The 23,941-nt window shown below is 29.9% G+C and carries 24 protein-coding genes; 10 read left to right on the top strand and 14 right to left on the bottom strand.

What is annotated here, in order from left to right:
• Nucleotides 1-209 precede the first annotated feature (209 nt).
• The 4 genes from AQ1685_RS08235 to AQ1685_RS08220 form a co-directional block, all read right to left on the bottom strand.
• Nucleotides 210-1,214: an alpha/beta hydrolase gene (locus AQ1685_RS08235; RefSeq protein WP_095071117.1), complete on the bottom strand. Its 1,005-nt coding sequence runs from the start codon at nt 1,212-1,214 to the stop codon at nt 210-212.
• A complete protein-coding gene (locus tag AQ1685_RS08230) occupies nt 1,201-1,794 on the bottom strand; it encodes a hypothetical protein (RefSeq protein ID WP_095071115.1) in 594 nt (197 codons plus the stop codon). The genes AQ1685_RS08235 and AQ1685_RS08230 overlap by 14 nt, the downstream gene beginning before the upstream one ends.
• Nucleotides 1,795-1,896: 102 nt before the next feature.
• The gene (locus AQ1685_RS08225) at nt 1,897-2,595 is read right to left on the bottom strand and encodes a response regulator transcription factor (protein WP_095071113.1); all 699 of its coding nucleotides are present in this window, start codon (nt 2,593-2,595) and stop codon (nt 1,897-1,899) included.
• Nucleotides 2,595-3,977 (bottom strand): sensor histidine kinase, encoded by a 1,383-nt coding sequence (locus tag AQ1685_RS08220; RefSeq protein ID WP_095071111.1) that lies wholly within the window; start codon nt 3,975-3,977, stop codon nt 2,595-2,597. The genes AQ1685_RS08225 and AQ1685_RS08220 overlap by 1 nt, the downstream gene beginning before the upstream one ends.
• Before the next feature lie 139 nt (nt 3,978-4,116).
• On the opposite strand from AQ1685_RS08220, the gene AQ1685_RS08215 reads away from it, so the two are divergent.
• Nucleotides 4,117-6,744 carry a DEAD/DEAH box helicase family protein gene (locus tag AQ1685_RS08215; protein WP_095071109.1) on the top strand — a complete coding sequence of 876 codons (2,628 nt, stop codon included), beginning with the start codon at nt 4,117-4,119 and terminating at the stop codon, nt 6,742-6,744.
• A 60-nt stretch (nt 6,745-6,804) separates the two neighbouring features.
• On the opposite strand, the gene hemF is transcribed toward AQ1685_RS08215, so the two are convergent.
• The 9 genes from hemF to hemA all read right to left on the bottom strand — a co-directional run bounded on the left by hemF (nt 6,805) and on the right by hemA (nt 16,011).
• The gene (gene hemF / locus AQ1685_RS08210; protein ID WP_095071107.1) at nt 6,805-7,710 is read right to left on the bottom strand and encodes an oxygen-dependent coproporphyrinogen oxidase; all 906 of its coding nucleotides are present in this window, start codon (nt 7,708-7,710) and stop codon (nt 6,805-6,807) included.
• Nucleotides 7,711-7,757: 47 nt separating this feature from the next.
• Complete coding sequence (locus AQ1685_RS08205) at nt 7,758-8,486, bottom strand: EI24 domain-containing protein (RefSeq protein WP_095071105.1); 729 nt, start codon at nt 8,484-8,486, stop codon at nt 7,758-7,760.
• Between the two features lie 68 nt (nt 8,487-8,554).
• Complete coding sequence (locus tag AQ1685_RS08200; protein WP_095071103.1) at nt 8,555-9,154, bottom strand: TlpA family protein disulfide reductase; 600 nt, start codon at nt 9,152-9,154, stop codon at nt 8,555-8,557.
• A gap of 27 nt (nt 9,155-9,181) precedes the next feature.
• Nucleotides 9,182-10,207: a uroporphyrinogen decarboxylase gene (hemE, locus tag AQ1685_RS08195; RefSeq protein ID WP_095071101.1), complete on the bottom strand. Its 1,026-nt coding sequence runs from the start codon at nt 10,205-10,207 to the stop codon at nt 9,182-9,184.
• Between the two features lies 1 nt (nt 10,208).
• Nucleotides 10,209-10,673, bottom strand: coding sequence for a protease complex subunit PrcB family protein (locus tag AQ1685_RS08190; RefSeq protein WP_095071099.1), 465 nt, complete (start codon nt 10,671-10,673; stop codon nt 10,209-10,211).
• Between the two features lie 11 nt (nt 10,674-10,684).
• A complete protein-coding gene (gene hemL, locus AQ1685_RS08185; RefSeq protein WP_095071097.1) occupies nt 10,685-11,974 on the bottom strand; it encodes a glutamate-1-semialdehyde 2,1-aminomutase in 1,290 nt (429 codons plus the stop codon).
• A gap of 210 nt (nt 11,975-12,184) precedes the next feature.
• Entirely contained in the window at nt 12,185-13,168 is a 984-nt protein-coding gene (gene hemB, locus AQ1685_RS08180; protein ID WP_095071095.1) for a porphobilinogen synthase, read from the bottom strand.
• A 4-nt stretch (nt 13,169-13,172) separates the two neighbouring features.
• Nucleotides 13,173-14,759 carry a hydroxymethylbilane synthase gene (gene hemC / locus AQ1685_RS08175; protein WP_095071093.1) on the bottom strand — a complete coding sequence of 529 codons (1,587 nt, stop codon included), beginning with the start codon at nt 14,757-14,759 and terminating at the stop codon, nt 13,173-13,175.
• Nucleotides 14,743-16,011, bottom strand: coding sequence for a glutamyl-tRNA reductase (hemA, locus tag AQ1685_RS08170; RefSeq protein WP_095071091.1), 1,269 nt, complete (start codon nt 16,009-16,011; stop codon nt 14,743-14,745). Before hemA ends, hemC begins: the two co-directional genes overlap by 17 nt.
• Nucleotides 16,012-16,223: 212 nt before the next feature.
• Between hemA and AQ1685_RS08165 the strand changes: the two genes are divergently transcribed.
• The 8 genes from AQ1685_RS08165 (at nt 16,224) to AQ1685_RS08130 (ending at nt 21,636) form a co-directional block, all read left to right on the top strand.
• Nucleotides 16,224-17,105 (top strand): helix-turn-helix transcriptional regulator, encoded by an 882-nt coding sequence (locus AQ1685_RS08165; protein ID WP_231970268.1) that lies wholly within the window; start codon nt 16,224-16,226, stop codon nt 17,103-17,105.
• A gap of 2 nt (nt 17,106-17,107) precedes the next feature.
• Nucleotides 17,108-17,950 (top strand): alpha/beta hydrolase family protein, encoded by an 843-nt coding sequence (locus AQ1685_RS08160; RefSeq protein WP_095071089.1) that lies wholly within the window; start codon nt 17,108-17,110, stop codon nt 17,948-17,950.
• Entirely contained in the window at nt 17,951-18,469 is a 519-nt protein-coding gene (locus AQ1685_RS08155) for a TrmH family RNA methyltransferase (RefSeq protein WP_095071087.1), read from the top strand.
• Nucleotides 18,470-18,613: 144 nt separating this feature from the next.
• Nucleotides 18,614-19,633 carry a ferrochelatase gene (gene hemH, locus AQ1685_RS08150; protein WP_095071085.1) on the top strand — a complete coding sequence of 340 codons (1,020 nt, stop codon included), beginning with the start codon at nt 18,614-18,616 and terminating at the stop codon, nt 19,631-19,633.
• Between the two features lie 3 nt (nt 19,634-19,636).
• The gene (locus tag AQ1685_RS08145) at nt 19,637-20,233 is read left to right on the top strand and encodes a CopD family protein (RefSeq protein ID WP_095071083.1); all 597 of its coding nucleotides are present in this window, start codon (nt 19,637-19,639) and stop codon (nt 20,231-20,233) included.
• Nucleotides 20,234-20,276: 43 nt separating this feature from the next.
• On the top strand, nt 20,277-20,732 hold the full coding sequence (locus AQ1685_RS08140; RefSeq protein ID WP_157730155.1) for a lipocalin family protein: 456 nt from the start codon (nt 20,277-20,279) through the stop codon (nt 20,730-20,732).
• Between the two features lie 11 nt (nt 20,733-20,743).
• Nucleotides 20,744-21,103, top strand: a complete 360-nt coding sequence (locus AQ1685_RS08135; protein ID WP_095071079.1) for a lipocalin family protein — start codon at nt 20,744-20,746, stop codon at nt 21,101-21,103.
• Nucleotides 21,104-21,240: 137 nt separating this feature from the next.
• Nucleotides 21,241-21,636, top strand: a complete 396-nt coding sequence (locus AQ1685_RS08130; RefSeq protein ID WP_157730154.1) for a lipocalin-like domain-containing protein — start codon at nt 21,241-21,243, stop codon at nt 21,634-21,636.
• Between the two features lie 48 nt (nt 21,637-21,684).
• On the opposite strand, the gene recR is transcribed toward AQ1685_RS08130, so the two are convergent.
• A complete protein-coding gene (gene recR / locus AQ1685_RS08125) occupies nt 21,685-22,302 on the bottom strand; it encodes a recombination mediator RecR (RefSeq protein ID WP_095071075.1) in 618 nt (205 codons plus the stop codon).
• 124 nt (nt 22,303-22,426) lie between these two features.
• Between recR and AQ1685_RS08120 the strand changes: the two genes are divergently transcribed.
• Nucleotides 22,427-23,890, top strand: a complete 1,464-nt coding sequence (locus tag AQ1685_RS08120; protein WP_095075028.1) for an aminoacyl-histidine dipeptidase — start codon at nt 22,427-22,429, stop codon at nt 23,888-23,890.
• The last annotated feature ends 51 nt before the right edge of the window (nt 23,891-23,941 follow it).

Here is a 23,941-nt window from a genome sequence, read left to right as displayed (position 1 = left end):
CTATGCAAAAATAATAAATATAATTGATTTATTTATTATTAATTCCAACACGAATCGTTGTTTTCATTACGAATACCATAAAAAACACCATTTTGACCACCTTTTTTTTAAGTATAATTTAAGGAAAACACTTTTTTTAAAGTACTAAAAAACAATTTATTCACGAATTCAATTTCTTTTTAACTTCTATAAATCAAACATTTAATCAGCTAATTGTTTTTTACCCATTTCATAAAGTCTAGAAAAACGGTATTCCAATGCCTTTTCTTCTTCCCATTTGGTAACTTTTCGTTAAAGCTATGATCTAAATTTGGATATACTTTAAATGTTAGGTTTTCTTTTTCGTTTCTTATAAATTCAACAGGAATTAAATAAGTAGATTCTACTGGAACCGACGTATCTTTAGCTCCCATAGCGACATATAATGGAACATTAATTTGTAGTAAATTTTCAATCGGTGGCTCTGAAAAATAAAACCATCTTTTATAAGGATGTCCGTACCATTTTTTATGAATTGAATCTTTATTTTTTACAATCTCTTTATATTTTATGAATAAAGAATCCATCTGTTTTAAACCTTCTTCTTCGGTTAATTTTCCTGTTAAAACATCTTTTCTAATAAAAAGAGGAAAATCATACCATTGAGAATTTCCACTACCTGACCAAAACCCTACATGTGTTATTTCTTTGTTAATTGAACCTAATTTTGCTACCACATCACTTCCTTCAGAATGTCCTATTACTACTATTCTTTTTGGTTTTTTAATGTAATTACTAAGTATATCTTTTAATACTTTATCTATTTGATAAGCTCTGTGTTTTAGAGTCATTGTTTTGTGATAGATGTCGGGTGCTTTGAACTCTTTTTCTGAATCAACACAAAATGGAATATATTTCTTTGAAACGATAAAAAAAGCATAATCATCTGGTATCTCTTTTAAATCAAAAGGCATCGTACTTCCTCTGTATTGAATTCCTTTTTCTTTAAAAAAACTGTAAAACGGTTTTGAACTTGATCCGTGAATAAACAATAGTATATTCTCTTTGGAAGAAACTTCACCTTTAGCATAAGCATGATAATTAATTGTATCATTATTATTTACAAAGGTGAAGTGTTTATACATATTAATTTTTTCACACTGCGCATGGATATGTAGTAAACCTGTAAGCACCATAAATAATATCCATTGTTTTGAAATATTAATATCTTTCATCTGATTCTTCTTCTTTTTCTCTTTTTATTTCTTTTAGATTTTTAATTGAAGCTTCTAATTCTCTTTTGGCTCTTTCTAATCTTGCTTCTGCTCTTCCTATAGAATTTTCTCTTCTACTTTGGAAGGTATGTCTTTTGTGTGACGATATAAACTCTTGTAAATCTTCTCCTGTCGACTTTATTTTTTTATAGAAACTAAAATTTGTTGCTTTTTTATCTAAATAAATTGATAATCTATTTTTTGATAAAGTACATTCAAAAATTACTTCTCCATTTTCTACAATTTCCCACAATAACTCTCTTCTATTCTTTTTTTCTTTAATATTATCTAAAGCATCGGTAAGAATATTTATAACTCCATCTTTTTTTGACGAATGAAACTTAGATTTGAATTTGTATTGTTTTTTTGAATCAGAAACACTTGTTGAACTACTTATTCTAGACGATGATGATGTAGTTACTTCTGTATGCGAATTTCCTGAACTTGGAGCTTGTGGAGGAGTTGGAATTTCTGGAGTATTTTGCGCACAAGCACTGATTGATATTAAAATTGTTACTAAGGTTGCTTTAATACATTTCATAATATTTAGTTTTTAATTACACTCCAAAACTAGTTGGTATTAAAAACTAAACCTGAGTTTTTTGCTCTGTTAACCTAGCATTAACTTACTTGAACATCTGTATTAACGTATCTTAAATTCGAGCCCAATTCCTCTTGAACTTTCTATAGTTATAGCTGTGTCTTTTTTGAAATATTTACGAAGTCTACTGATAAAGACATCCATACTTCTTCCAGAAAAATAATCGTCGTTTTTCCATACAGCTTTTAATATTTCTTCTCGTTTCAGCATTTGATTCTTATGGTCGAATAAAAACTGAATTAAACTGGCTTCTTTTTCTGTTAATTGCTGAATTTCATTTTCGAAAACTAATTCTAATCGTCTTTGGTTAAAGCTATAATTTCCTATTTGAATAACTCCTTCATTAACAACTTTAGTAACACTAGTTGTCGATCTTTTTATGATATTATTAATTCTTAATACCAATTCATCAGCATCAAAAGGTTTAACGATATAGTCATCTGCGCCTAACTTTAATCCTTTTAATCGATCTTCTTTTAGTTTTCTAGCAGTTAAAAAAATAAAAGGAATTTCTGGATTTATTGCTATTACTTGTTCTGCCAGTGTAAATCCGTCTATTTTTGGCATCATTACATCAAAAACACAAATATGAAAACTACTCTCTTTGAATTTCTCTAAAGCTTCTTCACCATTTTGAGTCCAAACTACAGTATAGCCAGACATTTCGAGGTATTGTTTCAGAAGATTACCAAAATCTACATCATCTTCTGCTAATAAAATATGTTCTTTTGTTTGAGTCATTAATCTAAAGGTAATTTAATACTAAAAGTAGTTCCTTTTACTTTTTCACTTTTTACTGAAATTGTTCCGTTATGTGCTTTTATGATTTGATTGCTATAATACAATCCTAAACCCAAACCTTTCACATTATGAATATCTTTATTTTCAGCTCTGAAAAATTTATTAAAAATCTGCTGAATATCTTTCTTTGAAATTCCAATTCCGTTGTCTCCAATTATAATTTCAACTCCTTTATTATGTTTTAGTTGAACTTCTAATTCAGTTCCGCCATACTTTACAGCATTTTCTAAAATGTTAGACAATACAGTACTTATGTAGAATTTATCGACTTCAATTAAAACATCATGATCACACATAACATTAGTTAAAATAATGTCTTTATTTGAGATTAAAAAATCGTCTATAATCTCTAGTACAAAATCATTCAGACTTACATTTTCTTTTTGTAATTCAATTTCATTATAACCTAAACTATTATTTAACACTTGATCAACTAGTTTTTGTAATCTTATATTTTGCCTTTCTATAGTTTCTATAGTTGATTCAACAAAATTATTTTGTGTATTAAGATCTTGCTTTTTTAACATTTTTGTTGCTAAGGACAAAGTAGCCAAAGGTGTTTTTAATTCGTGAGTGATGTTATTAATAAAATCTGATTTTATATCAGCTATTTTTTTCTGAGTTATTAAATTTTTTATTGAATAATAGAAGAGACCTATCACAAAAAGGAAAATACAACAAGACGAAATGAGTAATCCTCTCATTTCGTTTAATATGATTGAATTTGCCTCGTCAATATTCATGTAATTTACAGTTTTAAAAACTACATCATAATTTCCTTTTTTTAATTCTCCTTTAATTTTTCTTTGAAAAGTTCTATTCGTTTCCCAAGTAGACGTTCCTAATCGTAACTCTGGATCGTTTTCAAATTCATACCCCACTAACTTAAATTTACTTGATTTTTTATCATAAAAAATAGTATCGGTTTTTAAACTATCTACTAAAATTATACTCTCTAAAACCTTGTGATATTTTAAATCGAAATTTAAATTTTTAGACTTCATCTCTTTTTCATATTCTACAATAAATCTTGGATTTAGAGAATCATTTATTTTACGTAATCTATTCAGTAGTTTTTCTTTTAGGAGCATTTGAATACTGTATCTATCTAAATCTTTTAGAAAAGTATTTGAAATAGCATCACTAATTGAATCTATTGATGTTCCATAACTTCCGATTTTCCCTATCGTTTCACTGGTGGTATCAATTAATGCTTCTTTCCTTAAATCATAAGTATTTTGAATTAGTCGAGCTTGAATTAACGATAAAGCTATTAATCCAACAATAGAAGCTACAACCAATAAAATTATTTTTCTAGACATCCTTCAAAAATAACATTTGTTTCTTTATTGCTTAGGTGAACGATACCTGTTAACCTTGAATTAACTTAAAAAAGTGGTCTCATATTTCTAATTATCAATAAGAACATATAATTTCGTCTTATTATTCTGAACCTATAAGATGAAAAGTAATCTAAAAAAATTGCGCTTTAAATTTCAGTGGAGACCTTATCAAGCTAAAGTTTTACAAAATTTTGATGAACATATTGCTGATAATCATTTTCATATTGTAGCTCCTCCTGGCTCGGGTAAAACTATTTTAGGTTTAGAAGTAATTCGAAGAATTGGGAAGAAAACTTTGGTTTTAGCTCCTACTCTTACGATTAGAAATCAATGGAATGATAGATTACAAAGTTTTTTCAGCGAAAATAATGACTTTGAAGAAATTTCTTTTGATATTAAAAATCCGTCTACGTTAACTTTTTCTACTTATCAAGCTCTTCATAGCTTTTTTAAAAATTTTGAAACTAATGAAGCCTACTTTGACTTCTTTAAAAAAGAAAATATAGAAGTTTTACTATTAGATGAAGCACATCATTTGAAAAATGCTTGGTGGAAATGTTTATATGATTTAAAGGAGGAACACTTACAAACTGTTGTAGCACTAACTGCTACTCCTCCATATGACAGTGAAAATTCTGAAATACAAAAATATTTTAAGCTCTGTAATGAAATCGATGATGAAATTGTAGTTCCAGATTTAGTAAAAGAGAAAAATTTAGCTCCACATCAAGACTTAGTATATTTATCAAAACCTGAGGATGATGAAGTTAAACTTATTACAGAGTTCAAAGAAAAAGTTGATCAGTTTAAAGTTTCATTAACTACTGATTCAGCTTTTATAAATTTAGTTAAAAACCATCGTTTTTATACAAGAACAGAAAGTCATCTTGAAAGTATCTACAAAAATTCAAATTTCTTCTCATCAATATTAATTTTCTTAAATGCTAGTAATGAAAGTATACCTAGAGAAAAACTGGAGATCTTAGGTTTTAATCACGAAGAAAGTATAGAGTTTCCTAAATTATCAAATTATTGGTTGGAAACTTTACTTCAGTTTCTGCTTGTTACTGACAGAGAAATATTGATAAAACAAAAAGTATATTTAGATAAACTTGAAAAACAACTTCGTTTACTTTCTATATTCAGTAAAAATAAAGTCAATTTAACAGGCGATGATTTAGTCTATAAATCATTAAGTAATAGTCCCAGTAAACTTAAGAGTATTGTTGAAATTGTTCGACAGGAACAAAAAAACTTGAAAGATAATTTACGTTGTGTTATCCTTACAGATTACATTAGAAAAGAATATTTAAGTGTCAAAAAGGATGCTTCAAATGATATTCAAAAAATGGGAGTTATCCCTATTTTTCAACGTATTAAAAATGTAATCTTTTACCCAAAATCTCTTGCTGTTTTAACAGGATCTATAGTTATTATTCATCAAGAAATTATTCATGAATTAGAACAAATTGACACTCTTGAAAACTACATTATTACTTACCTCGAATCAGATGAAAATTTTGTTTTAATTTCTCCAAAAACTTCTTCTCAGAAAAGTATTGTTGAAATTATAACTCAACTTTTTGAAAAAGGCCATATAAAAGTACTTATTGGTACTAAATCGCTTTTAGGAGAAGGATGGGACGCTCCTAGTATTAATAGTTTAATTCTAGCTTCTGTAGTTGGTTCATTTGTTTCTTCAAATCAAATGCGAGGAAGAGCAATTAGAGTAGATAGTAATAATTCAAATAAAGTGGGATTAATATGGCATTTAGCCTGTTTAGATCCAACCAATGAAAATGGTGGTAAAGATTTTACTGTTCTTAATAGACGATTTAACTCCTTTCTTGGCATCTCTAACTTGGAAGATAGCACTATACAAACAGGTATTAAAAGATTAAATTTACCTGACTCTATTTTTCCTAATGATGTTGAAAGTTTAAATCAAAAAACTTTAGCGTTATCTAGTACAAGAAATGCTATAGCTAAACAATGGGAAAAAGCTATTTTTAAGGGCCAAAAAGTTAATCAACAACTTACCTTTATTAACCGTGCTAAAAAACAACCTAAACCCAACGGTGAAGACTATACAAATGCTGTGTCATTTGCCTTGAAAGAAACTTGGTATATTCTTTTATTGTTTGCAATTTATGGCGCTTTAATGTTAATTATTGATCACAAAATTACTTTATACTTTCTCAGCTTTACTCTTGTACTAATTGTAATTTGGTTCACTTTTAAAATAAACTTATTTGTAAAATATTATTTAAAATACGGAATAATAGATAAGAAAATTTACAATAGAGCTTTAGTTGTATTGAATTCTCTATATGAATTAAATTTTATTACTACTCCAAGAGACAAAATAAAACTAAAGACTAAAGTTAAAGAAAATGGTAATGCTATTTGTACTATAGACGGAGTTAATAGACTTGAAAGTCAAATCTTTGTAGATGCTTTAAATGAAATATTGATCCCTGTTGAAAATCCGAAGTACATTATCTACGAATCTACTTGGTTAACTAAAAAACTTGAACAACAACAGTTTTTTAATGTTCCTGAAGTTTTTTGTACCAATAAGAAAAGTGCTACAATTTTCGAGAAAAATTGGAACAAACATATTCATAAAGCTACACTTGTTTATACCCGAAATACAAATGGTAGAAGACTCTTGTTAAAAGCTAAACTCCAAGCTATCAAAAGATCTAATAGAAAAACAACGAGAAAACAAGTGATATGGGAATAAGAATTATAAATTTTTAGAAATAAAAAAGAAACTACAATTAAGTAGTTTCTTTTTTACATATTATTCTATCCAGTCTACTGGATTAGCTAATACTTCAAGTAATTTAGCTTCATCTGTTCCTCTTTCAGGAACTTGATTGTACTTCCATTGTACTTTTGGAGGTAAACTCATTAAAATACTTTCTATTCGTCCGTTAGTTTTTAACCCGAACAATGTACCTCTATCATGAACTAAGTTAAACTCAACATAACGTCCTCTTCTTACTTCTTGCCAATCTTTATGCTCTTGAGTATACTCAGTATCTTTTCTATTTTCAACTATCGGCACATAACTGTTTAAAAAACTATTACCAACCTCAGTAACAAAATCAAAACGATTTTGCATCGAAAACTCTTCAGTTTCTTTTAAATAATCAAAAAATAATCCTCCCACTCCTCTAGCCTCATTTCTATGGGTATTCCAAAAGTAGTTATCACAAGTTTCTTTAAATTTAGGATAAAAATCTGTGTGGTGTTTGTCACAAGCTTCTTTACAAATTGTATGAAAATGTTTAGCATCTTCAGCAAAAAGATAGTATGGAGTTAAATCTTGTCCTCCACCAAACCATTGTGTCACTATTTCTCCTTTTTCATTATACATTTCAAAATAACGCCAATTTGCGTGAACAGTAGGTACAAAAGGATTTATTGGGTGAATAACTAAGCTCAAACCACATGCAAAGAAATTTCCTGTTTCAACTTTAAACTGATTTCTTAATACTTCAGGTAACTCTCCATGTACTGCAGAAATATTTACACCTCCTTTTTCAAATACATTCCCATTCTCTATAACACGAGTTCTACCTCCACCACCTTCAGCTCTCTTCCATATGTCTTCTTCAAATTTAGCTTTACCATCAATTTCTTCTAACTTTGATGTGATTGTATCTTGTAATTCTTGGATGTATCCGTAAAATTGATCTTTCATTATCATGTAAATATTGTACAACAAAAATACAGATAATAGTAGATTATTTAAGGTATTTTTTTCATGGTTTCAGTTGTAGCAGCAGTAACAGAAAAAGGTAAAACCAATATAACTCCAATAACTGGTATTAATAGAAAAAGAATAAAAACTATACCATTTCCAATTGCAACGCCCTTGTTTTTGCTTACAAACTTTACACTATCTCTGTATTTGTAATGACGTTCTAATGTATAATCCATATTACCAAAACCAGCATAGTAAGCTTGGACTAAAAATAATGCTATAGATGAAAAAACACCTATCAAAGGTATAAACCCTAAAACTATAATTAATAAGGTTAATAATAATTCTCTACCCAAATTTCTTACACTAATTCGAATACCTCTAGCTAAAGATTCTGAAAAAGTACTTTTGGTATGTTCGTGTTTATCTCCATAAAAATGCTGTTCTATCTTTAGAGAAACAGGACTCATAAATGGTGAAGATAAAGCCAAAACTATATGTTTATATAAAATTAAACCTACAGCAACTATAGCTATTCCACTTAAAAAATTACCTATTGTAGTAAATGTTTCTTTACCGAATTCCCAAGGCCATAGTTTAGCAAAGTAATATCCTAAATTATCAGAAAGAATATATGAAAATGAACCTATAATTAATGCAGTAACTATACTTATCACTACAGGTATTAAGAAATATTTCCATAAATTCAATTTTTTAATGATGCTTAGTGCATTGAAATATGCTTTTATAGCATTTATGGCTGATTGTATCATAGCTTAAAAATAAAAAAACCTCTTTCAAAATTAAGAAAGAGGTTTTAAATATTGTAAATATTAGACTATTAATTTACTACTTGACTTATAAAAGTTTCTAATTCTGAAACATTAGTTGCAGTAGCTTGATCTTTACTAACAGTTTTTGTAGGTATCGCAGCACCGCGTTTTACATCTACAAATTTCTTAGATTTATCGATTAAATATGCTGTTGGATAATCTAATTTATGAACAAAACCACTAATATCTAAATTACCTTTTTGTACTTTATCAGCTTCTCCTGCAGGAACTAAAAGGATTCTATCGTCTAGTTTCTCTTGCATTCTTCCTAATTTATCTTTTTTATCCCAGAAAATCATGACGAATTGAACCTTATCATTGTATTTTTCAACCATTTGATTTAAAGCTGGTATCTGACCAAAACATGGAGCAGACCATGTAGCAGCGGCTATAAGAACGATAGGTTTTTTAATTGACTTTGTACTTATTACTTTATCAGTGTCTGTTGTGAAATCGTAGTTCAATAAATAACTATCTTTGATACACTTATTAATTAATTCGTCTGAAGATTTATCTGCACAACTATTCACCGCTTGGTTATAGTACTTTCTTTGCGCAAATACACTAGACGTAATCACAATTAATATTAAAGTTACTAATCTTTTCATGGGAATCTCGATTAATTTTTAATTCTTTTATTGTTTGTATTCTTTTACTGCATCAACAAATGCTTTTGCGTTTTCCAAAGGTATATTTGGTAAAATCCCGTGCCCTAAGTTAACAATATATTTATCCTTTCCAAAATTGTTGATCATTTCTGTCACCATTTTTTTGATTTCATTTGGTGGAGAAAGCAATCTTGAAGGGTCAAAATTACCTTGTAAAGTAATATTTCCTCCTGTTAAATATCTTGCATTTCGAGCAGAACAAGTCCAATCTATTCCTAAAGCTGAAGCTCCTGATTTTGACATTTCATTTAATGCAAACCAACATCCTTTACCGAATGCTATTACTGGAATTTCATCTTTTAACGCTTCAATTATGTCATTGATGTACTGCCATGAAAACTCTTGATAGTCTACTGGGGATAGCATGCCTCCCCAAGAATCAAAAATTTGAACAGCATTAACACCGGCCTTAACCTTTGCTTTTAAATAAGCAATTGTGGTGTCTGTTATCTTTCTAAGCAATTCGTGTGCCAAAACTGGTTGAGTAAAACAAAATTCTTTTGCTTTATCAAAGTTTTTAGATCCTTGACCTTGTACCATGTAACATAAAATTGTCCATGGAGATCCCGCAAAACCTATTAATGGAATTTCATCATTCAACTTTTCTTTAGTTGCCTTAATTGCATCCATTACATAACCTAATTCCTCATTTACATCTGGTATAATTACCTGATCTAAACTTTTTTTATCACGAATTGGATTTGGTAAATATGGTCCAAAATTAGGTTTCATCTCTACCTCAACATTCATAGCTTGAGGTACTACAAGAATATCTGAAAATAGAATTGCAGCATCCATACCATATCTACGAATTGGTTGAACTGTTATTTCTGAAGCTAATTCAGGAGTTCTACAACGTGTAAAGAAATCGTATTTCTTACGAATTTCCATAAACTCTGGCAAATACCTTCCTGCTTGTCTCATCATCCAAACTGGTGGTCTATCTACAGTTTCTCCTTTTAAAGCTCTTAAAAATAAATCGTTTTTTATCATATTATTCTTCAACAAAAACTATGTTCTTGTCTGTTTTATTAATTGTAACTATATGTATTGGTTGCGTAATTGCCATACCAACCATATCGGTTGGTTTTGGTCCTTTATGATTAATTACAATTTCTAAAGTTTTCCTCTTGTGTGAAACTTCATTAATCTTAATCGTAAAACCTGTAGTATTCCTTACACTATCTATGGCAACAATTACACTTTTTTTTGAAAAATCTATGTTGGTATCAAATTCTCCTGAAACTTTGTTTGTTGAATCTAACTTAGTTAAGAAAGCTTTCCACTCTTCAACAGTTTGAATAACAAGGTTTTCTTTTTTAAATCCTTCTCCTCCAGCTCCAGTAAGACTTCCTTCATACAAACTTTTCATGATTTGCTGTACATCTATCGAATTTGTAGTTTTTGGTGAACATGATAAATAAAAGAAAATTGATATTATTAAACTAAATAATTTCATGACTTATTTTTTTACATTTCTGAAACTGCTTTTAATGCGTTATCTAAAGCTTTCTTGGTTTTGCTAATATTCTTTTCAGTTAAAGCACTAGATAAGAACCAAGCTTCAAACTGAGATGGAGGTAAAAATATTCCATTTTTAATCATCTCCCAGAAAAATACAGCAAACTTTTTAGTATCAGAAGTCTGTGCTTCTTCAAAATTAGTAACTTTTTTATTAGTAAAAAAAGGATTCATCATAGAACCAAACCTATTCACCGTAACATCTACTCCATATTTTTGAGCTGATGATAAAATCGCTTCTTCTATTTCTACTCCGACTGCATCAAATTGCTTGTACGGATTTTGCTTTTTCAATGTTGACAAAGTGGCAATTCCTCCAACCATTGCAATTGGATTACCACTTAATGTTCCTGCTTGATACATTCCTCCTAATGGAGCAACATTTTCCATAATCTCGTTTCTAGCTCCGTAAGCTCCAACAGGGAAACCTCCACCGATAACTTTACCTAAACACGTAATATCTGCTTCTACTCCTAAAACTTCTTGAGCCCCACCAAATGTAGAACGGAAACCTGTCATTACCTCATCAGCAATAAGTAAAGCTCCGTTTTTATTTGCTAATTCTTTTAAATCTTTTAAGAAGTTATTTTGAGGAATTACAACTCCCATGTTTCCTCCTACTGGTTCAATAATTACTCCAGCAATATCATCATGCTTTTCGAAATGTGCTTTTACACTTTCTAAATCATTATAGTTTGCGATTAAAGTATTTTTCACTGCTCCTTCTGGAACACCTTTACTACCTGGTAAACTTAAGGTTGCTAAACCAGAACCTGCTGCAACTAATAGCGAATCTTGATGACCATGGTAACAACCAGAAAACTTAATAATCTTATCTTTTCCTGTGTAAGCTCTAGCTAAACGAATTCCACTTAATACAGCTTCTGTACCTGAGTTTACAAAACGAACTTTATCCATTCCTGGAAAAGCATCACAAACTATTTTAGCTAGTTTAATTTCGTTTTCTGTTGAAGCTCCAAAAGAATATCCGTTTTTTAAAGCTTTCGTTACTGCTTTTTGTACTTTCTTGTGACGATGACCTAAAATCATTGGCCCGTAAGACAATACATAATCGATGTAAGAGTTTCCATCTACATCGATTATTTTACTTCCTTTAGCTTTTTCAATAAAAAGTGGATTTCCACCAACAGAAGCGAATGCTCTTACTGGTGAATTTACTGCTCCAACTAAATTAACTAAACCTTTATTATATAGTTTTTGTGATTTTTTGAATTTCATTAAACTTTGAGTTTTTTATAAAATATCAATAAGAAATAACATTAAAAATTATCAACAATAAAACTCCTATTACCAAAACTTTTAACCATAATAAAACATCATGCACGTCAGGAAATAAGAATTTTACAATACTTTCACTAAAAAGGATGTAAATTATTGATAATAATAAAAATGCTAAAAAATGATATGTTATTAATTTAATCTTCAATTTTATTTTCTTTCTAAAAGAATTTTAGCAACTTCTTTCGCAAAATAAGTTAAAATAATATCTGCTCCTGCCCTTTTAATGCTTAACAAGCTTTCTAACATTACTTTTTCTCCATCTAACCAACCTTTTTCTGCGGCTGCTTTAAGCATTGCGTACTCTCCACTTACATTATAAGCTGTGATTGGCACATTGTAGTTATCTTTAAGTAACTTGATGATATCTAAATACGCTAAAGCTGGTTTTACCATAATCATATCTGCTCCTTCTTGAATATCTAAATCTGCTTCTATTAAAGCTTCACTAGTATTAGCAGGATTCATTTGGTATGTTTTTTTGTCTCCAAACTTTGGAGCCGAATCTAATGCATCTCTAAACGGACCGTAAAAAGCACTTGCGTATTTTGCTGTATACGACATTATAGATACTTGCGTATATCCAGCTTCATCTAAAACATTTCTAATATATCCGATACGACCGTCCATCATATCAGATGGACCTAAAATATCTGCTCCAGCTTTTGCTTGCGCAAGAGCCATTTTTCCTAAAATCTCTAAAGTTTCATCGTTAAGAATTTCTCCTTTTTCAACAATTCCATCGTGACCATCACTTGAATATGGGTCCATAGCAATGTCCGTCATTAAAGCAATTTCAGGAAACTTTGATTTGATTTCTTTTAATGCTGTATTATATAAACTGTCAGGATTATAACCTTCAGTTGCATATTTATCTTTTTTGTCATCTCCTAATGAAGGAAATACACAAAATCCTTTAATTCCTAAATCTACACATTCTTGAATTTCTTCTAAAAGTAAATCTAACGAATAGCGATAAATACCAGGCATAGAAACAATTTCTTCTTTCTTTCCTATACCTTCAATAAGAAATACAGGGTAAATAAAGTCGTTTACAGATAAGGTAGTTTCTTCTACCATAGCTCTTATTGCTGCTGACTTACGATTTCTTCTTGGTCTTCTTGTATTTAACATATACCTAACTTTTAACAAAGTGTAAATTCACTAATTCTAAAATACTTTCTACTGTTGGAACTTTAGCAACTTGTACTTCTTCAAAATACTTAGATGCTTCTTTTGCTGTAGTTTCTCCAATACAAAAAGCAATTTTATCTCCTTTATTCTCTTGCATGTAGCTCTCTACAGTAGAAGGACTGTAAAATAATACTCCGTTCACTGTTTCATCTACTTTAGCTGGACTGTACATTGTTTTGTAAGCCTCTATTTCATTAACAGTAATATTATTTTCTGATAAAACTGTTGGTAAAGTATCTAAACGTAAATCACTACAGAAATAAGTTACAGTTTGTCCAGATAATTCTTCAGACAAATAAGCTGCTAGTTTTTTAGCGTTTCTTTCTGAATTTTTAACCTTACCTATTTTTTGTTCTATTAACTTCTTTGTTCTTCTACCAACACAGTAGATATTTTTAAACTGTAATTCTTCTTTTGTAAAATTATGAAGTAACGCTTCTACTCCATTTTTACTTGTAATAATTACATGTTCTAATTCTTGTTTAACTAATTTAGGAGCAATTCTATTAAATCTAATTTTGATAAAATCACTATCCTCAACTGTCATAGATTCTGCAAGAAGATTCTTTTGTGCTTCAGAAAGTGCTTTTGTAGAATAAATTGAAAATTCTTTAGCTACAGCTACATCATCACTCATTAAATCTTTTCCACCTCTATCTAAAATATAGTTTGCACAATCTTGTGCTAAATATTTCTTTTTAATTAAAGGAACTGTTCTTTGGACTTCAATTTTTTTCTTTCCATCTCTACTTAATAGAATTCCTTTAAACTCTATTTCTTTATTTACCTCATCAATTCTTGCAAAACCTCCGATTGGTGCAGTACAACCTCCTTCTAATCTATTTAAGAATTCACGCTCAATAGCTGTACAGATCTCGGTATCTTTATGATTTAAATAAGAACATGCTTCTCTGATATCTTCGTTTTCTTCTAAAGCAGTAATCATTATTGCTCCTTGTGCTGGAGCAGGAATCATCCAAGATAAATTAACAGCACCTTTTGGTCTTTTCCCAATACGTTCTAATCCTGCTGCAGCAAAAATAGCTCCGTTCCATTCGTTATCTTTAACCTTTTGTAAACGTGTATTTACGTTTCCTCTTAAATCTTCTACGCTATGTGTTGGATAACGATCTAACCATTGGGCTTTTCTTCTTAAACTACTAGTAGCAATAACTCCTTTCGGTTGAGCTAAAAACTCTTCATTATCTTTTAGTACTAAGATATCGTTATGATTTGCTCTTTTTAATACCGCAGCTTGTACAATTCCTTCTGGTAAAACTGTAGGAACATCTTTCATAGAATGAACAGCAATATCGATTTCATAATTCAACATTGCTATATCTAAATTCTTAGTAAAGATTCCTGTAATTCCTAATTCGTATAAGGGTTTATCTAAAATAATATCCCCTGTAGATTTGATAGGGACAATTTCTGACTGATAACCTTCTTGGTGAAGTAATTTTTGAACTTTTTTAGCTTGCCATAGTGCTAATTCACTATCTCGAGTACCAATTCTAATTATTTTTTGCATCTATTGTTTCTAAATTTGTGCCAAACACTTTTGCCATAACTTGAATACTTTGATTAACAGAAGTATTCTCTTCTTTTAGGTGTTTTACAAATTGTGTAGTAATTTTCTGTATAAATCTTGATGTGATCGCTTCAGCTTGATCAATATCAAAGTTTGATATTTTCTTTTTGTGAAAGTTTATTTCGTCTTGCTGAATTGCTTCTAGAGACTGTTTTAAAGCATTGATTGCTGGTGTAAAACGGCGGTGATTTAACCACTCGTTAAACTCTTGTTTGTGCTCACTAATAATTGCTTCTGCAACTGGCACTTCTTGTTTTCTTACAGCTAATGTTTCATCTGTTACTTTAGATAATTCATCAACATTAATTAATGTTATATTATCTAATTGCTTTACTTCTTCACTAACATTTGCCGGTACAGATAAATCTAAAACTAGTAAATCTTTATTTGAAGTAATATTTTCTTTAGTGATTGTAGCTGTTGACGCTCCTGTAGAAACAATTAAAACATCTGTATTTTCTATTTCAGAAGTTAAGTTTTCTAATTTAGCTTTTTTAATAAAGTCGTAATCTTTAATAAACTCATCTACTTTCTCTTCAGTTCTATTAACTAAAGCTACTTGTTTGTTTTGAGTGTACTGCGCTAAATTTTTACACGTATGTTTTCCCATTTTTCCTAAACCGTAAACCAAAATATTTTTTGAATTATAGTCTGGAAGATTTTTGATTAAATATTGAACTGCTGCATACGATACCGATGTTGTACCTGAACTTAACTTTGTTTCGTTTTTAACTCGTTTACTCGATTGCAACACTAAATTAATTAAACGTTCTATATAAGCGTTAATAGTTCCAACTTCTTTGGCTTGCTTCACTGCCATTTTTAACTGACCAACTATTTCGTAATCACCTAAAATCTGACTTTCTAAACCAGTTCCCATTCTGAATAAATGATTTACTGCTTCTTGATTTTGTTGAATAGTAGAAATACTTCTAAACTCTTCTACAGTACCTTGAGAATACTTACATAACAATTCGATAAGCAAACAAGGTCTTGATGCAAATCCAGAAATTTCAGTTCTGTTACAAGTAGACAGCACAAAAATACCATCGAACCCCATTGATTTTGCCTCTTCTAATAACGAAATTTGATCTTCTTTTGATAAAGAAAACTTTCCTCTCGTTTTTGCATCTGCCTTAACATAGCTTACACCAATATTGTAAAAATTCTTGTGCTTTGTATTCGTCAACATTCAATAAATATCTAAAATCTCGACAAAAATAGAAACTTACTTTAGATAAAAGTATCGCCAAAAGAACTTAAAATGTCGATTTTTGTCTTTATCGTTATTTTTTTCGTAAAACACCTGATTTTCTTTATTTTTGCAGTAAAACCAATGTTTACAAGTTTTTTTATATAGAATCATTCTAAATAAAAATGTTTTATTCTTAAACTTAATATCGTTTGAAAAATACCGCTGAAAGTACTTTTAATGAAACCAATCTTGAGAACGGTTTTCTACTCCTAGAATTCATAAATGATTCTATGGAAACACAACGTTTTGAGAGAGATATAGATAATTCTTTTATCCAATTGCACTTTTCAATTCATGGGAATTCTAAGTTTCACTTTAATGGTGGCACTTACACTTTAGATGTTTTAGAAGAACATTCTATTCTTTTGTACAATCCGCAACAACGATTACCACTAAATCTTGAAATTAAACCTAAAAGTGCTTTAGTATCTTTATTAGTATCGATTGAAAAGTTTCATTCGTTATTTTCTAACGAAGCAGGTTACATTCCTTTTTTAAGTGAAGAAAATAAGAATAGAAAATATTACGATGATTCAATTATTAAACCGACAGTATTAATCGTTTTAAAGCAATTGATTAATGCTAATGTGAATAGTTCTATTCGAAACCTGTATATAAAAGGAAAGATATACGAACTTTTGAGTTTGCATTTTCAAAAAGATGAATCTATAGAAGGAGAATATTGTCCGTTTTTAGTAGACGAAAGAGACGTTTCTAAAATTAGAAAAGCAAAAGACATTATTATCTCTCGTATGGCTGAACCGCCAACTTTACAAGAACTTTCTAATGAAATAGGTCTAAATCTTAAAAAATTGAAAGAAGGTTTTAAACAAGTTTATGGAGATACTGTTTATAGTTTTTTATTCGATTACAAGATGGAACATGCAAGAAAACTATTAGAAAGTAATCGTTATAACGTAAATGAAGTTGGATTACAAGTTGGTTATAGTACCGCAAGTCATTTTATCGCTGCTTTTAAGAAGAAATTCGGTACCACTCCGAAGCAATATGTGTTATCTCTTAACTCTTAATTATGGAAGCTTTTGAAATAACAACTCCGCTTGGTCACGCCATAAGTCTTACTAAATTCTCTAGTAATTCGAATAAAAACAAAGTTGTTTTGATATGTTCTGCAACTGGAGTTTTACAAGGATATTATCAGAAGTTTGCATCATTTTTAAGTTCAAAAGGAATTACTGCATATACATTTGATTATGCTGGAATTGGTGCTTCTAAAAAAGACAACTTAAAAGCATTTGATATTTCTCTTACCAATTGGGCAATTAACGACATTAATAGTGTCTTACATTATATCAAAGAAAAACATCCAGAAGCTCAGATAGATTGTGTTTGCCATAGTATAGGCGGACAAATCTTAGGGTTAACTCCAGCTAACAAATACATTAATAATGTAGTTTTAGTAGCTAGTCAATCTGGTTATTTTAAACATTGGAAAGGTTTTGGTAGGCTTCAAATGTATTTTAACTGGCATGTTATTTTTCCAGTTTTCACGACTGTATTTGGATATTTACCAAGCAAAAAAATCACAGGAATGGAAAATCTTCCGAAGTCAATGGCACAAGAATTTGCAAGCTGGGGACGCAAGAAAGATTATTTATTTCATTACAAGAAAAAAGAAGAATTATATCATCATCAAATAAAAGGTAAAGTCACATCTTACAGTACAGACAACGACACTTTTGCTCCTAAAAAAGCAATTGATTGGATGACTAAAAAATACTTTAATGCAGAAATCACCCGTAAACATTTAACTCCAAAAAACTATAATGTTGATAATATTGGACATTTTGGATTCTTTAAATCGAAGTTTAAAGATAATTTATGGAATGAGTTCTTATTAGATTTAGAAGTTTAAATGAAACAACTGACACATTACGAAATAGAAAATAAAGTAAAAGAGTTTCCTATAACTATAGTTTGCGATGCCATTAGAACACCTGAAAATATTGGAATGTGTTTTAGAATCGCAGAAAGCTTTGGTGTACAACAAATCTATTTGCACGAAAGTTCACCAGCTTTAAACAATAGAATTGTAAAAAAAACAGCGCGAAATACAATTCAACAGATTCATAATAAAACCTATTCAGATTTTTCTGAGTTAATCGCACAATTAAAAAAAGAAGGAAATACAATTATTGGTATCGAAATAACTGATAAAAGCATAAATATTCAAGATTTTGATTTTAAAAATCATGAAAAATTGGTTTTACTTTTGGGTAGCGAACGACATGGCATAGAACATATAGATTTGGTAGATGCAACTATCTCTATCCCAATGTTTGGAAGAAATTCTAGCATGAATGTTATTCATAGTTTAGCTATTACCTTATATGAAGTTACGAATCAATTGAATGAATTAGATGTTAGATGTTAGATGTTAGATGTTAAATGTTAAATGTTAAATGTTAAATGTTAAATGTTAAATGTTAAAATATCTTTCTTATTTAGAAATAAAAACAAATAGACATAAACAAGTTTAGTCTTAACGATCAAACTTGCATTAGATAAATTATAAAGAATGAAAGGAGTATTATTAGTAAACTTAGGATCTCCAGATAGTACAGATCCAAAAGATGTAAAACGATATTTAGGAGAGTTTTTAATGGATGAACGTGTGATTGATTTTCCATATTGGTTTCGTTCGTTCTTAGTTAAAGGAATCATTTTAAATACGCGTCCGAAAAAATCTGCTGCTGCATACAAAAAGATTTGGTGGGAAGAAGGTTCACCTTTAATTGTACTTTCTGAACGTTTACAAGAAAAAGTACAAGCCAAAACAGACCTTCCAATAGCTTTAGCAATGCGTTATGGAAACCCTTCAATCAAACAAGGATTACAAGAATTACATGATAAAGGAGTTACAGATGTACTTTTAGTTCCTTTATATCCACAATTTGCAATGGCAACTACTGAAACTATTTTAGTATTAGCTGAAGAATTAAGAAAAGAACATTTTCCTAATATGACGTTGACTGACCTTCCTCCTTTTTACAATAAAAAAGAGTACATCAGTGCATTGTCAAATAGTATAAAAGATTATTTGTCCGATAAAGATTATGATCATATTTTGTTCTCTTATCACGGAGTTCCAGAAAGACATATTCGTAAATCAGACGTTACTAAATCGCACTGTAAAATTGATGGAAGCTGTTGTAATACACAATCTGCTGCGCATAACTATTGCTACCGCCATCAATGCTTTCAAACTACAAAAAATGTTATTGCTGAATTAGGTCTTGACGAAAACAAAGTAACAACTACTTTCCAATCTCGTTTAGGTGTAGATCCTTGGTTACAGCCTTATACTGATAGAACAATTATTAAAAAAGCAGAAAAAGACGGAATTAAAAAATTAGCAATTGTAACTCCTGCTTTTGTTTCAGATTGTTTAGAAACTTTGGAAGAAATCGCCATGGAAGGTAAAGAAGAATTTGAAGAAGCTGGTGGTGAAGAATTCTACACTGTTCCTTGTTTAAATGATAATGAAGAATGGGTTGATGCGTTAGCAAAATGGATTCATGAATTTGAAAAAAATTAGATTATGAGTTTTGATTATGTAAAATCCTTACACATCATTTTCGTTGTAACTTGGTTTGCAGGTTTATTCTATATTGTTCGTCTGTTTATTTATCATACAGAAGCTGAAAAAAAAGAAGAACCAGCAAAAAAAATATTACAAGATCAATATAAATTAATGGAAAAAAGGCTTTGGTATATTATATCTTGGCCTTCTGCCATTTTAGCCAGTCTTTTTGCTTTTTGGATGCTTTATTTAAGACCTTGGTATTTATCTGAAGTATGGATGCACATAAAACTTTCTTTTGTTTTAGCTCTATATTTCTATCATGGTGCTTGTCATTCTATTTTCAAACAATTACAAAAAGATGTTATTAAATACAGTTCTCTTAAACTTAGAATCTGGAATGAGTTAGCTACAATCATTCTTTTTGCAGTTGTATTTTTAGTCGTTCTGAAAAATGCCATCAACTGGATTTGGGGTGTTGTAGGAATCATATTAGTTTCAGTTCTCTTGATGCTAAGTGTTAAGCTTTACAAAAGCATTAGAAATAAGAAAAGTTGGGATAAATATGAAAAAGAACTTATGGAAAACAATAAAAACTCAGAAGACACGCTTTAAAAATAAATACCTATATTTCGAAAAATTTTTAAATCCCCATATTATGAAAAAAATTATTATTCTTTCATTTGCATTTTTATGTCTATTTTCTTGTTCTTCTAACGACTCTGAAGTAGTAGGAACTGATGGCGACGAAGTAGTTACAGATGGTTCTGGTTCTGATGGTGAATCAGACAATGGAAACGGTTCAGAAGCGAAAGATCCTATTATTGGTACATGGACTCTATTTACAGGTACAGACGGTGTTGAAGTTACTGAATGTAAAAAAAAGACTACATTTACTTTTAATGAAGACAACACATACAGCCAAATAGAATTCAATACAGTTAATAATAGTTGTAGTGAAGTTGTAAATGTTACAGGTGAATGGAAAAATGAAGGCAATAATGTATACAACCTAAGAAGAGATGGTTTTACTTCTGGACCTAGTGTTGATTTTGAGTTTTCTGAAGATGGTAAAACTATGGTTCTTGTTCGCCAAACTTACGTAAGAAACTAAACAATTTTAAGATGAATAAATTTATTTACGCTTTAATTTTTATAACAATATTTAGTTCATGTTCAAGTGATTCTAACGAAGAAAACACCAATGATCCTATTTTAGGAACATGGAATTTATTATCTGTAGGAGGTTCTGAAGTAACTGATTGTGAAAAACAATCTACTATAACTTTTAATATTAATGGAAGCACTTCTTCAGAAACTTTTCAAGATTTAGCTGGAAACTGTGTATCAATTACGGGTACTAATACTTGGGAAAATAAAGGAGATAATTTGTATAACTTTAATAATATTGAATCGAATATTGAGTTTTCAAATGAAAACACATTTAGAATCGTTAGCGGAAATATTGTATATACAAAGCAGTAAATAAAAATATCATAATAATATAAAAAAGTGCTTAGGCACTTTTTTTTTATGTCTACTCTAATCAACTGAGAATGTTAAATACATCTTAGGTAAATTTAATTACATTTGCCACCATTAAATAAATTATGAAATACATTATGAAAAAATTATTATTAATTACTGCATCAATCTTATTATTTGTATCGTGTTCGGATGATGAAACAGTTTCAGATCCAATTCTTGGAACTTGGAAGTTAGAAATGCAAGGTTTTACTGACACTAATGGTGAATTTATTGATGAGACTAATGAATGTACTAAAAAATCTATTTTAGTTTTCAATAGTGATGGAACCCATACTACTGAATTATTTGGCGGTACAGACGCTTCAAATTGTGATTCTGATGGAATTGAAAAATATACTTGGAAAAACAATGGTAATAATGTTTATGAACTTTTAGAAGATGGAGAGACTACTCCTGATCTTATAACTATTAACTTTACCGATAACAATACTAAATTTAAATATGGTACTATTACTTGGAAAAAACAATAATTTCAGAATAGTCCATTAAGATAAAAAACGTCTCTAAGGGGCGTTTTTTTATTGCTTTAAACTGTCTCCAAACGGAATTCTATTCAATATACTTCTCCCAAGAGTAACCTCATCTGCATATTCCAACTCATCTCCTACCGAAATACCTCTAGCTATTGTTGAAGTTGTTATATTGTATTTTTCTATCTGCTTGTAAATATAAAAGTTAGTTGTATCACCTTCCATCGTTGAGCTTAAAGCAAAAATTATCTCTTTAACTTCTCCACTCTTCACCTTATTTACCAACGATTCAATATTTAAGTTTTGAGGTCCTACTCCTTCTATTGGTGAAATTTTTCCTCCTAAAACATGATACAAACCTCTAAACTGACCCGTATTTTCAATTGCCATTACATCTCTTATATCCTCAACAACACAAACAATCTCTTCTTTACGATTTGGATTACTACAAATATGACATAACTCTGTATCTGAAATATTATGGCATTTTTTACACTCCTTAACTTCAGTTCTGAGCTGAGTTAATGCATTTGTTAAATACTTCGTATTATCTGAAGGTTGCTTTAATAAATGTAAAACTAAACGTAAAGCTGTGCGCTTTCCAATTCCTGGTAATCTGCTAACTTCATTAACAGCATTTTCGAGAAGTTTAGATGAAAAATCCATATTGCGAAATTACAACAATATAAAGGAAAGACATAGTATAAAAACAAATCATCTAAATACTTCAATCGCTTCTATAGAACTCTCAAAAAATGTACCTTTGAATTATCAAACAAAACTAAAAGGAATGAGTGCAGAAATAAGAAATATTGAACCAAAAGTTGTGTGGAATCACTTCGCAGATTTAAACGCAGTTCCTCGTCCTTCTAAAAAAGAAGAACGTGTGATACAATTTATGGTTGATTTTGGTAAAAAATTAAACCTAGAAACTTTTGTAGATAAAGTAGGTAACGTTATTATTCGTAAACCTGCTACTGCTGGAATGGAAGATAGAAAAACCATAGTAATGCAAAGTCATTTAGATATGGTTCACCAAAAGAATGCAGACACAAATTTCGATTTTGATACTGAAGGAATTAAAATGTTTATTGATGGCGATTGGGTTAAAGCTCAAGGAACAACTTTAGGTGCTGACAACGGATTAGGAGTTGCCTCTATCATGGCTGTATTATCTTCTAACGATATTCCTCATCCAGCGATAGAAGCTTTATTTACTATTGATGAAGAAACTGGAATGACTGGAGCAATGGGACTTGAAGGTGGAATTTTAACTGGAGACATTCTTTTAAATTTAGATACTGAAGAAGATGATGAAATTGGAATTGGTTGTGCTGGTGGTGTAGATATTACTGCTACGAGAACTTACGAATCTGAAAATACTCCAGAAAATACAGTTGCTTTCGAACTTTCTGTAACAGGCTTAAATGGAGGTCATTCTGGAATGGATATTCATAAAGGTTTAGGTAATGCCAATAAAATAATGAACCGTTTATTATTTGATGGTTTTACAAATTATGGTTTACGCATTTCTGAAATTAATGGAGGTAGTTTACGTAACGCTATTCCTAGAGAAAGTTTTGCTACTATGGTTATTGATACAGTTTCTAAAGAACCTTTCTTATTTGAATTAAATGAATTAATTAACGAAATTAAAAGCGAGTTTGCTTCTTTAGAAGAAAACTTAACTATTGAACTTAAAGAAGTAGAAACTCCTGAGACTGTAATGGATTTGGGTGTTCAAATCGGTGTAATTAAATCTATTTACGGAGCTTTAAATGGAGTTTACCGTATGAGTCCAGATATTGAAGATTTAGTTGAAACATCGAATAATGTTGCGAGAGTTATTGTTAAAGATGGAGCTATTAAAATAGGTTGTTTAACACGTTCTTCTTCTGAAACTAATAAATGGGATTTAGCAAATTCTTTACGTTCTGTTTTCGAATTAGCTGGATTTGATGTAGAATTCTCTGGTTCTTATCCTGGTTGGCTACCAAATACAAATTCAGACATTTTAAAAGTACTTAAAAATTTATATGTAGAAATGAATAATGCTGAACCACACGTTGCTGCATGCCACGCTGGTTTAGAATGCGGAATTTTAGGTCAGAATTATCCTAAAATGGATATGATATCTTTCGGACCAAATATTAGAGGTGCGCATTCTCCTGATGAAAGAGCGCAAATTTCTTCAATGCAAAAATTCTGGAAATATTTATTAGAGATTTTAAAGAATATCCCAAGTAAGAATTAGACTTTTTTAATTCATACACTAAAGCGTACAATAATACCATGAGATAACCTG

It is taken from the genome of Tenacibaculum jejuense (assembly GCF_900198195.1).
Classification (GTDB): Bacteria; Bacteroidota; Bacteroidia; order Flavobacteriales; family Flavobacteriaceae; genus Polaribacter; species Polaribacter jejuensis.
Note: the sequence above shows the minus strand (reverse complement) of the source record. Positions and strands in the feature narration are given on the sequence as shown.

Bases quoted from the DNA above. Each gene is read 5' to 3' on its own strand.
- AQ1685_RS08235 (WP_095071117.1), bottom strand. From the start codon at position 1,214: ATGAAAGATATTAATATTTCAAAACAATGGATATTATTTATGGTGCTT.
- AQ1685_RS08230 (WP_095071115.1), bottom strand. From the start codon at position 1,794: ATGAAATGTATTAAAGCAACCTTAGTAACAATTTTAATATCAATCAGT.
- AQ1685_RS08225 (WP_095071113.1), bottom strand. From the start codon at position 2,595: ATGACTCAAACAAAAGAACATATTTTATTAGCAGAAGATGATGTAGAT.
- AQ1685_RS08220 (WP_095071111.1), bottom strand. From the start codon at position 3,977: ATGTCTAGAAAAATAATTTTATTGGTTGTAGCTTCTATTGTTGGATTA.
- AQ1685_RS08215 (WP_095071109.1), top strand. From the start codon at position 4,117: ATGAAAAGTAATCTAAAAAAATTGCGCTTTAAATTTCAGTGGAGACCT.
- hemF (WP_095071107.1), bottom strand. From the start codon at position 7,710: ATGAAAGATCAATTTTACGGATACATCCAAGAATTACAAGATACAATC.
- AQ1685_RS08205 (WP_095071105.1), bottom strand. From the start codon at position 8,486: ATGATACAATCAGCCATAAATGCTATAAAAGCATATTTCAATGCACTA.
- AQ1685_RS08200 (WP_095071103.1), bottom strand. From the start codon at position 9,154: ATGAAAAGATTAGTAACTTTAATATTAATTGTGATTACGTCTAGTGTA.
- hemE (WP_095071101.1), bottom strand. From the start codon at position 10,207: ATGATAAAAAACGATTTATTTTTAAGAGCTTTAAAAGGAGAAACTGTA.
- AQ1685_RS08190 (WP_095071099.1), bottom strand. From the start codon at position 10,673: ATGAAATTATTTAGTTTAATAATATCAATTTTCTTTTATTTATCATGT.
- hemL (WP_095071097.1), bottom strand. From the start codon at position 11,974: ATGAAATTCAAAAAATCACAAAAACTATATAATAAAGGTTTAGTTAAT.
- hemB (WP_095071095.1), bottom strand. From the start codon at position 13,168: ATGTTAAATACAAGAAGACCAAGAAGAAATCGTAAGTCAGCAGCAATA.
- hemC (WP_095071093.1), bottom strand. From the start codon at position 14,759: ATGCAAAAAATAATTAGAATTGGTACTCGAGATAGTGAATTAGCACTA.
- hemA (WP_095071091.1), bottom strand. From the start codon at position 16,011: ATGTTGACGAATACAAAGCACAAGAATTTTTACAATATTGGTGTAAGC.
- AQ1685_RS08160 (WP_095071089.1), top strand. From the start codon at position 17,108: ATGGAAGCTTTTGAAATAACAACTCCGCTTGGTCACGCCATAAGTCTT.
- AQ1685_RS08155 (WP_095071087.1), top strand. From the start codon at position 17,951: ATGAAACAACTGACACATTACGAAATAGAAAATAAAGTAAAAGAGTTT.
- hemH (WP_095071085.1), top strand. From the start codon at position 18,614: ATGAAAGGAGTATTATTAGTAAACTTAGGATCTCCAGATAGTACAGAT.
- AQ1685_RS08145 (WP_095071083.1), top strand. From the start codon at position 19,637: ATGAGTTTTGATTATGTAAAATCCTTACACATCATTTTCGTTGTAACT.
- AQ1685_RS08140 (WP_157730155.1), top strand. From the start codon at position 20,277: ATGAAAAAAATTATTATTCTTTCATTTGCATTTTTATGTCTATTTTCT.
- AQ1685_RS08135 (WP_095071079.1), top strand. From the start codon at position 20,744: ATGAATAAATTTATTTACGCTTTAATTTTTATAACAATATTTAGTTCA.
- AQ1685_RS08130 (WP_157730154.1), top strand. From the start codon at position 21,241: ATGAAAAAATTATTATTAATTACTGCATCAATCTTATTATTTGTATCG.
- recR (WP_095071075.1), bottom strand. From the start codon at position 22,302: ATGGATTTTTCATCTAAACTTCTCGAAAATGCTGTTAATGAAGTTAGC.
- AQ1685_RS08120 (WP_095075028.1), top strand. From the start codon at position 22,427: ATGAGTGCAGAAATAAGAAATATTGAACCAAAAGTTGTGTGGAATCAC.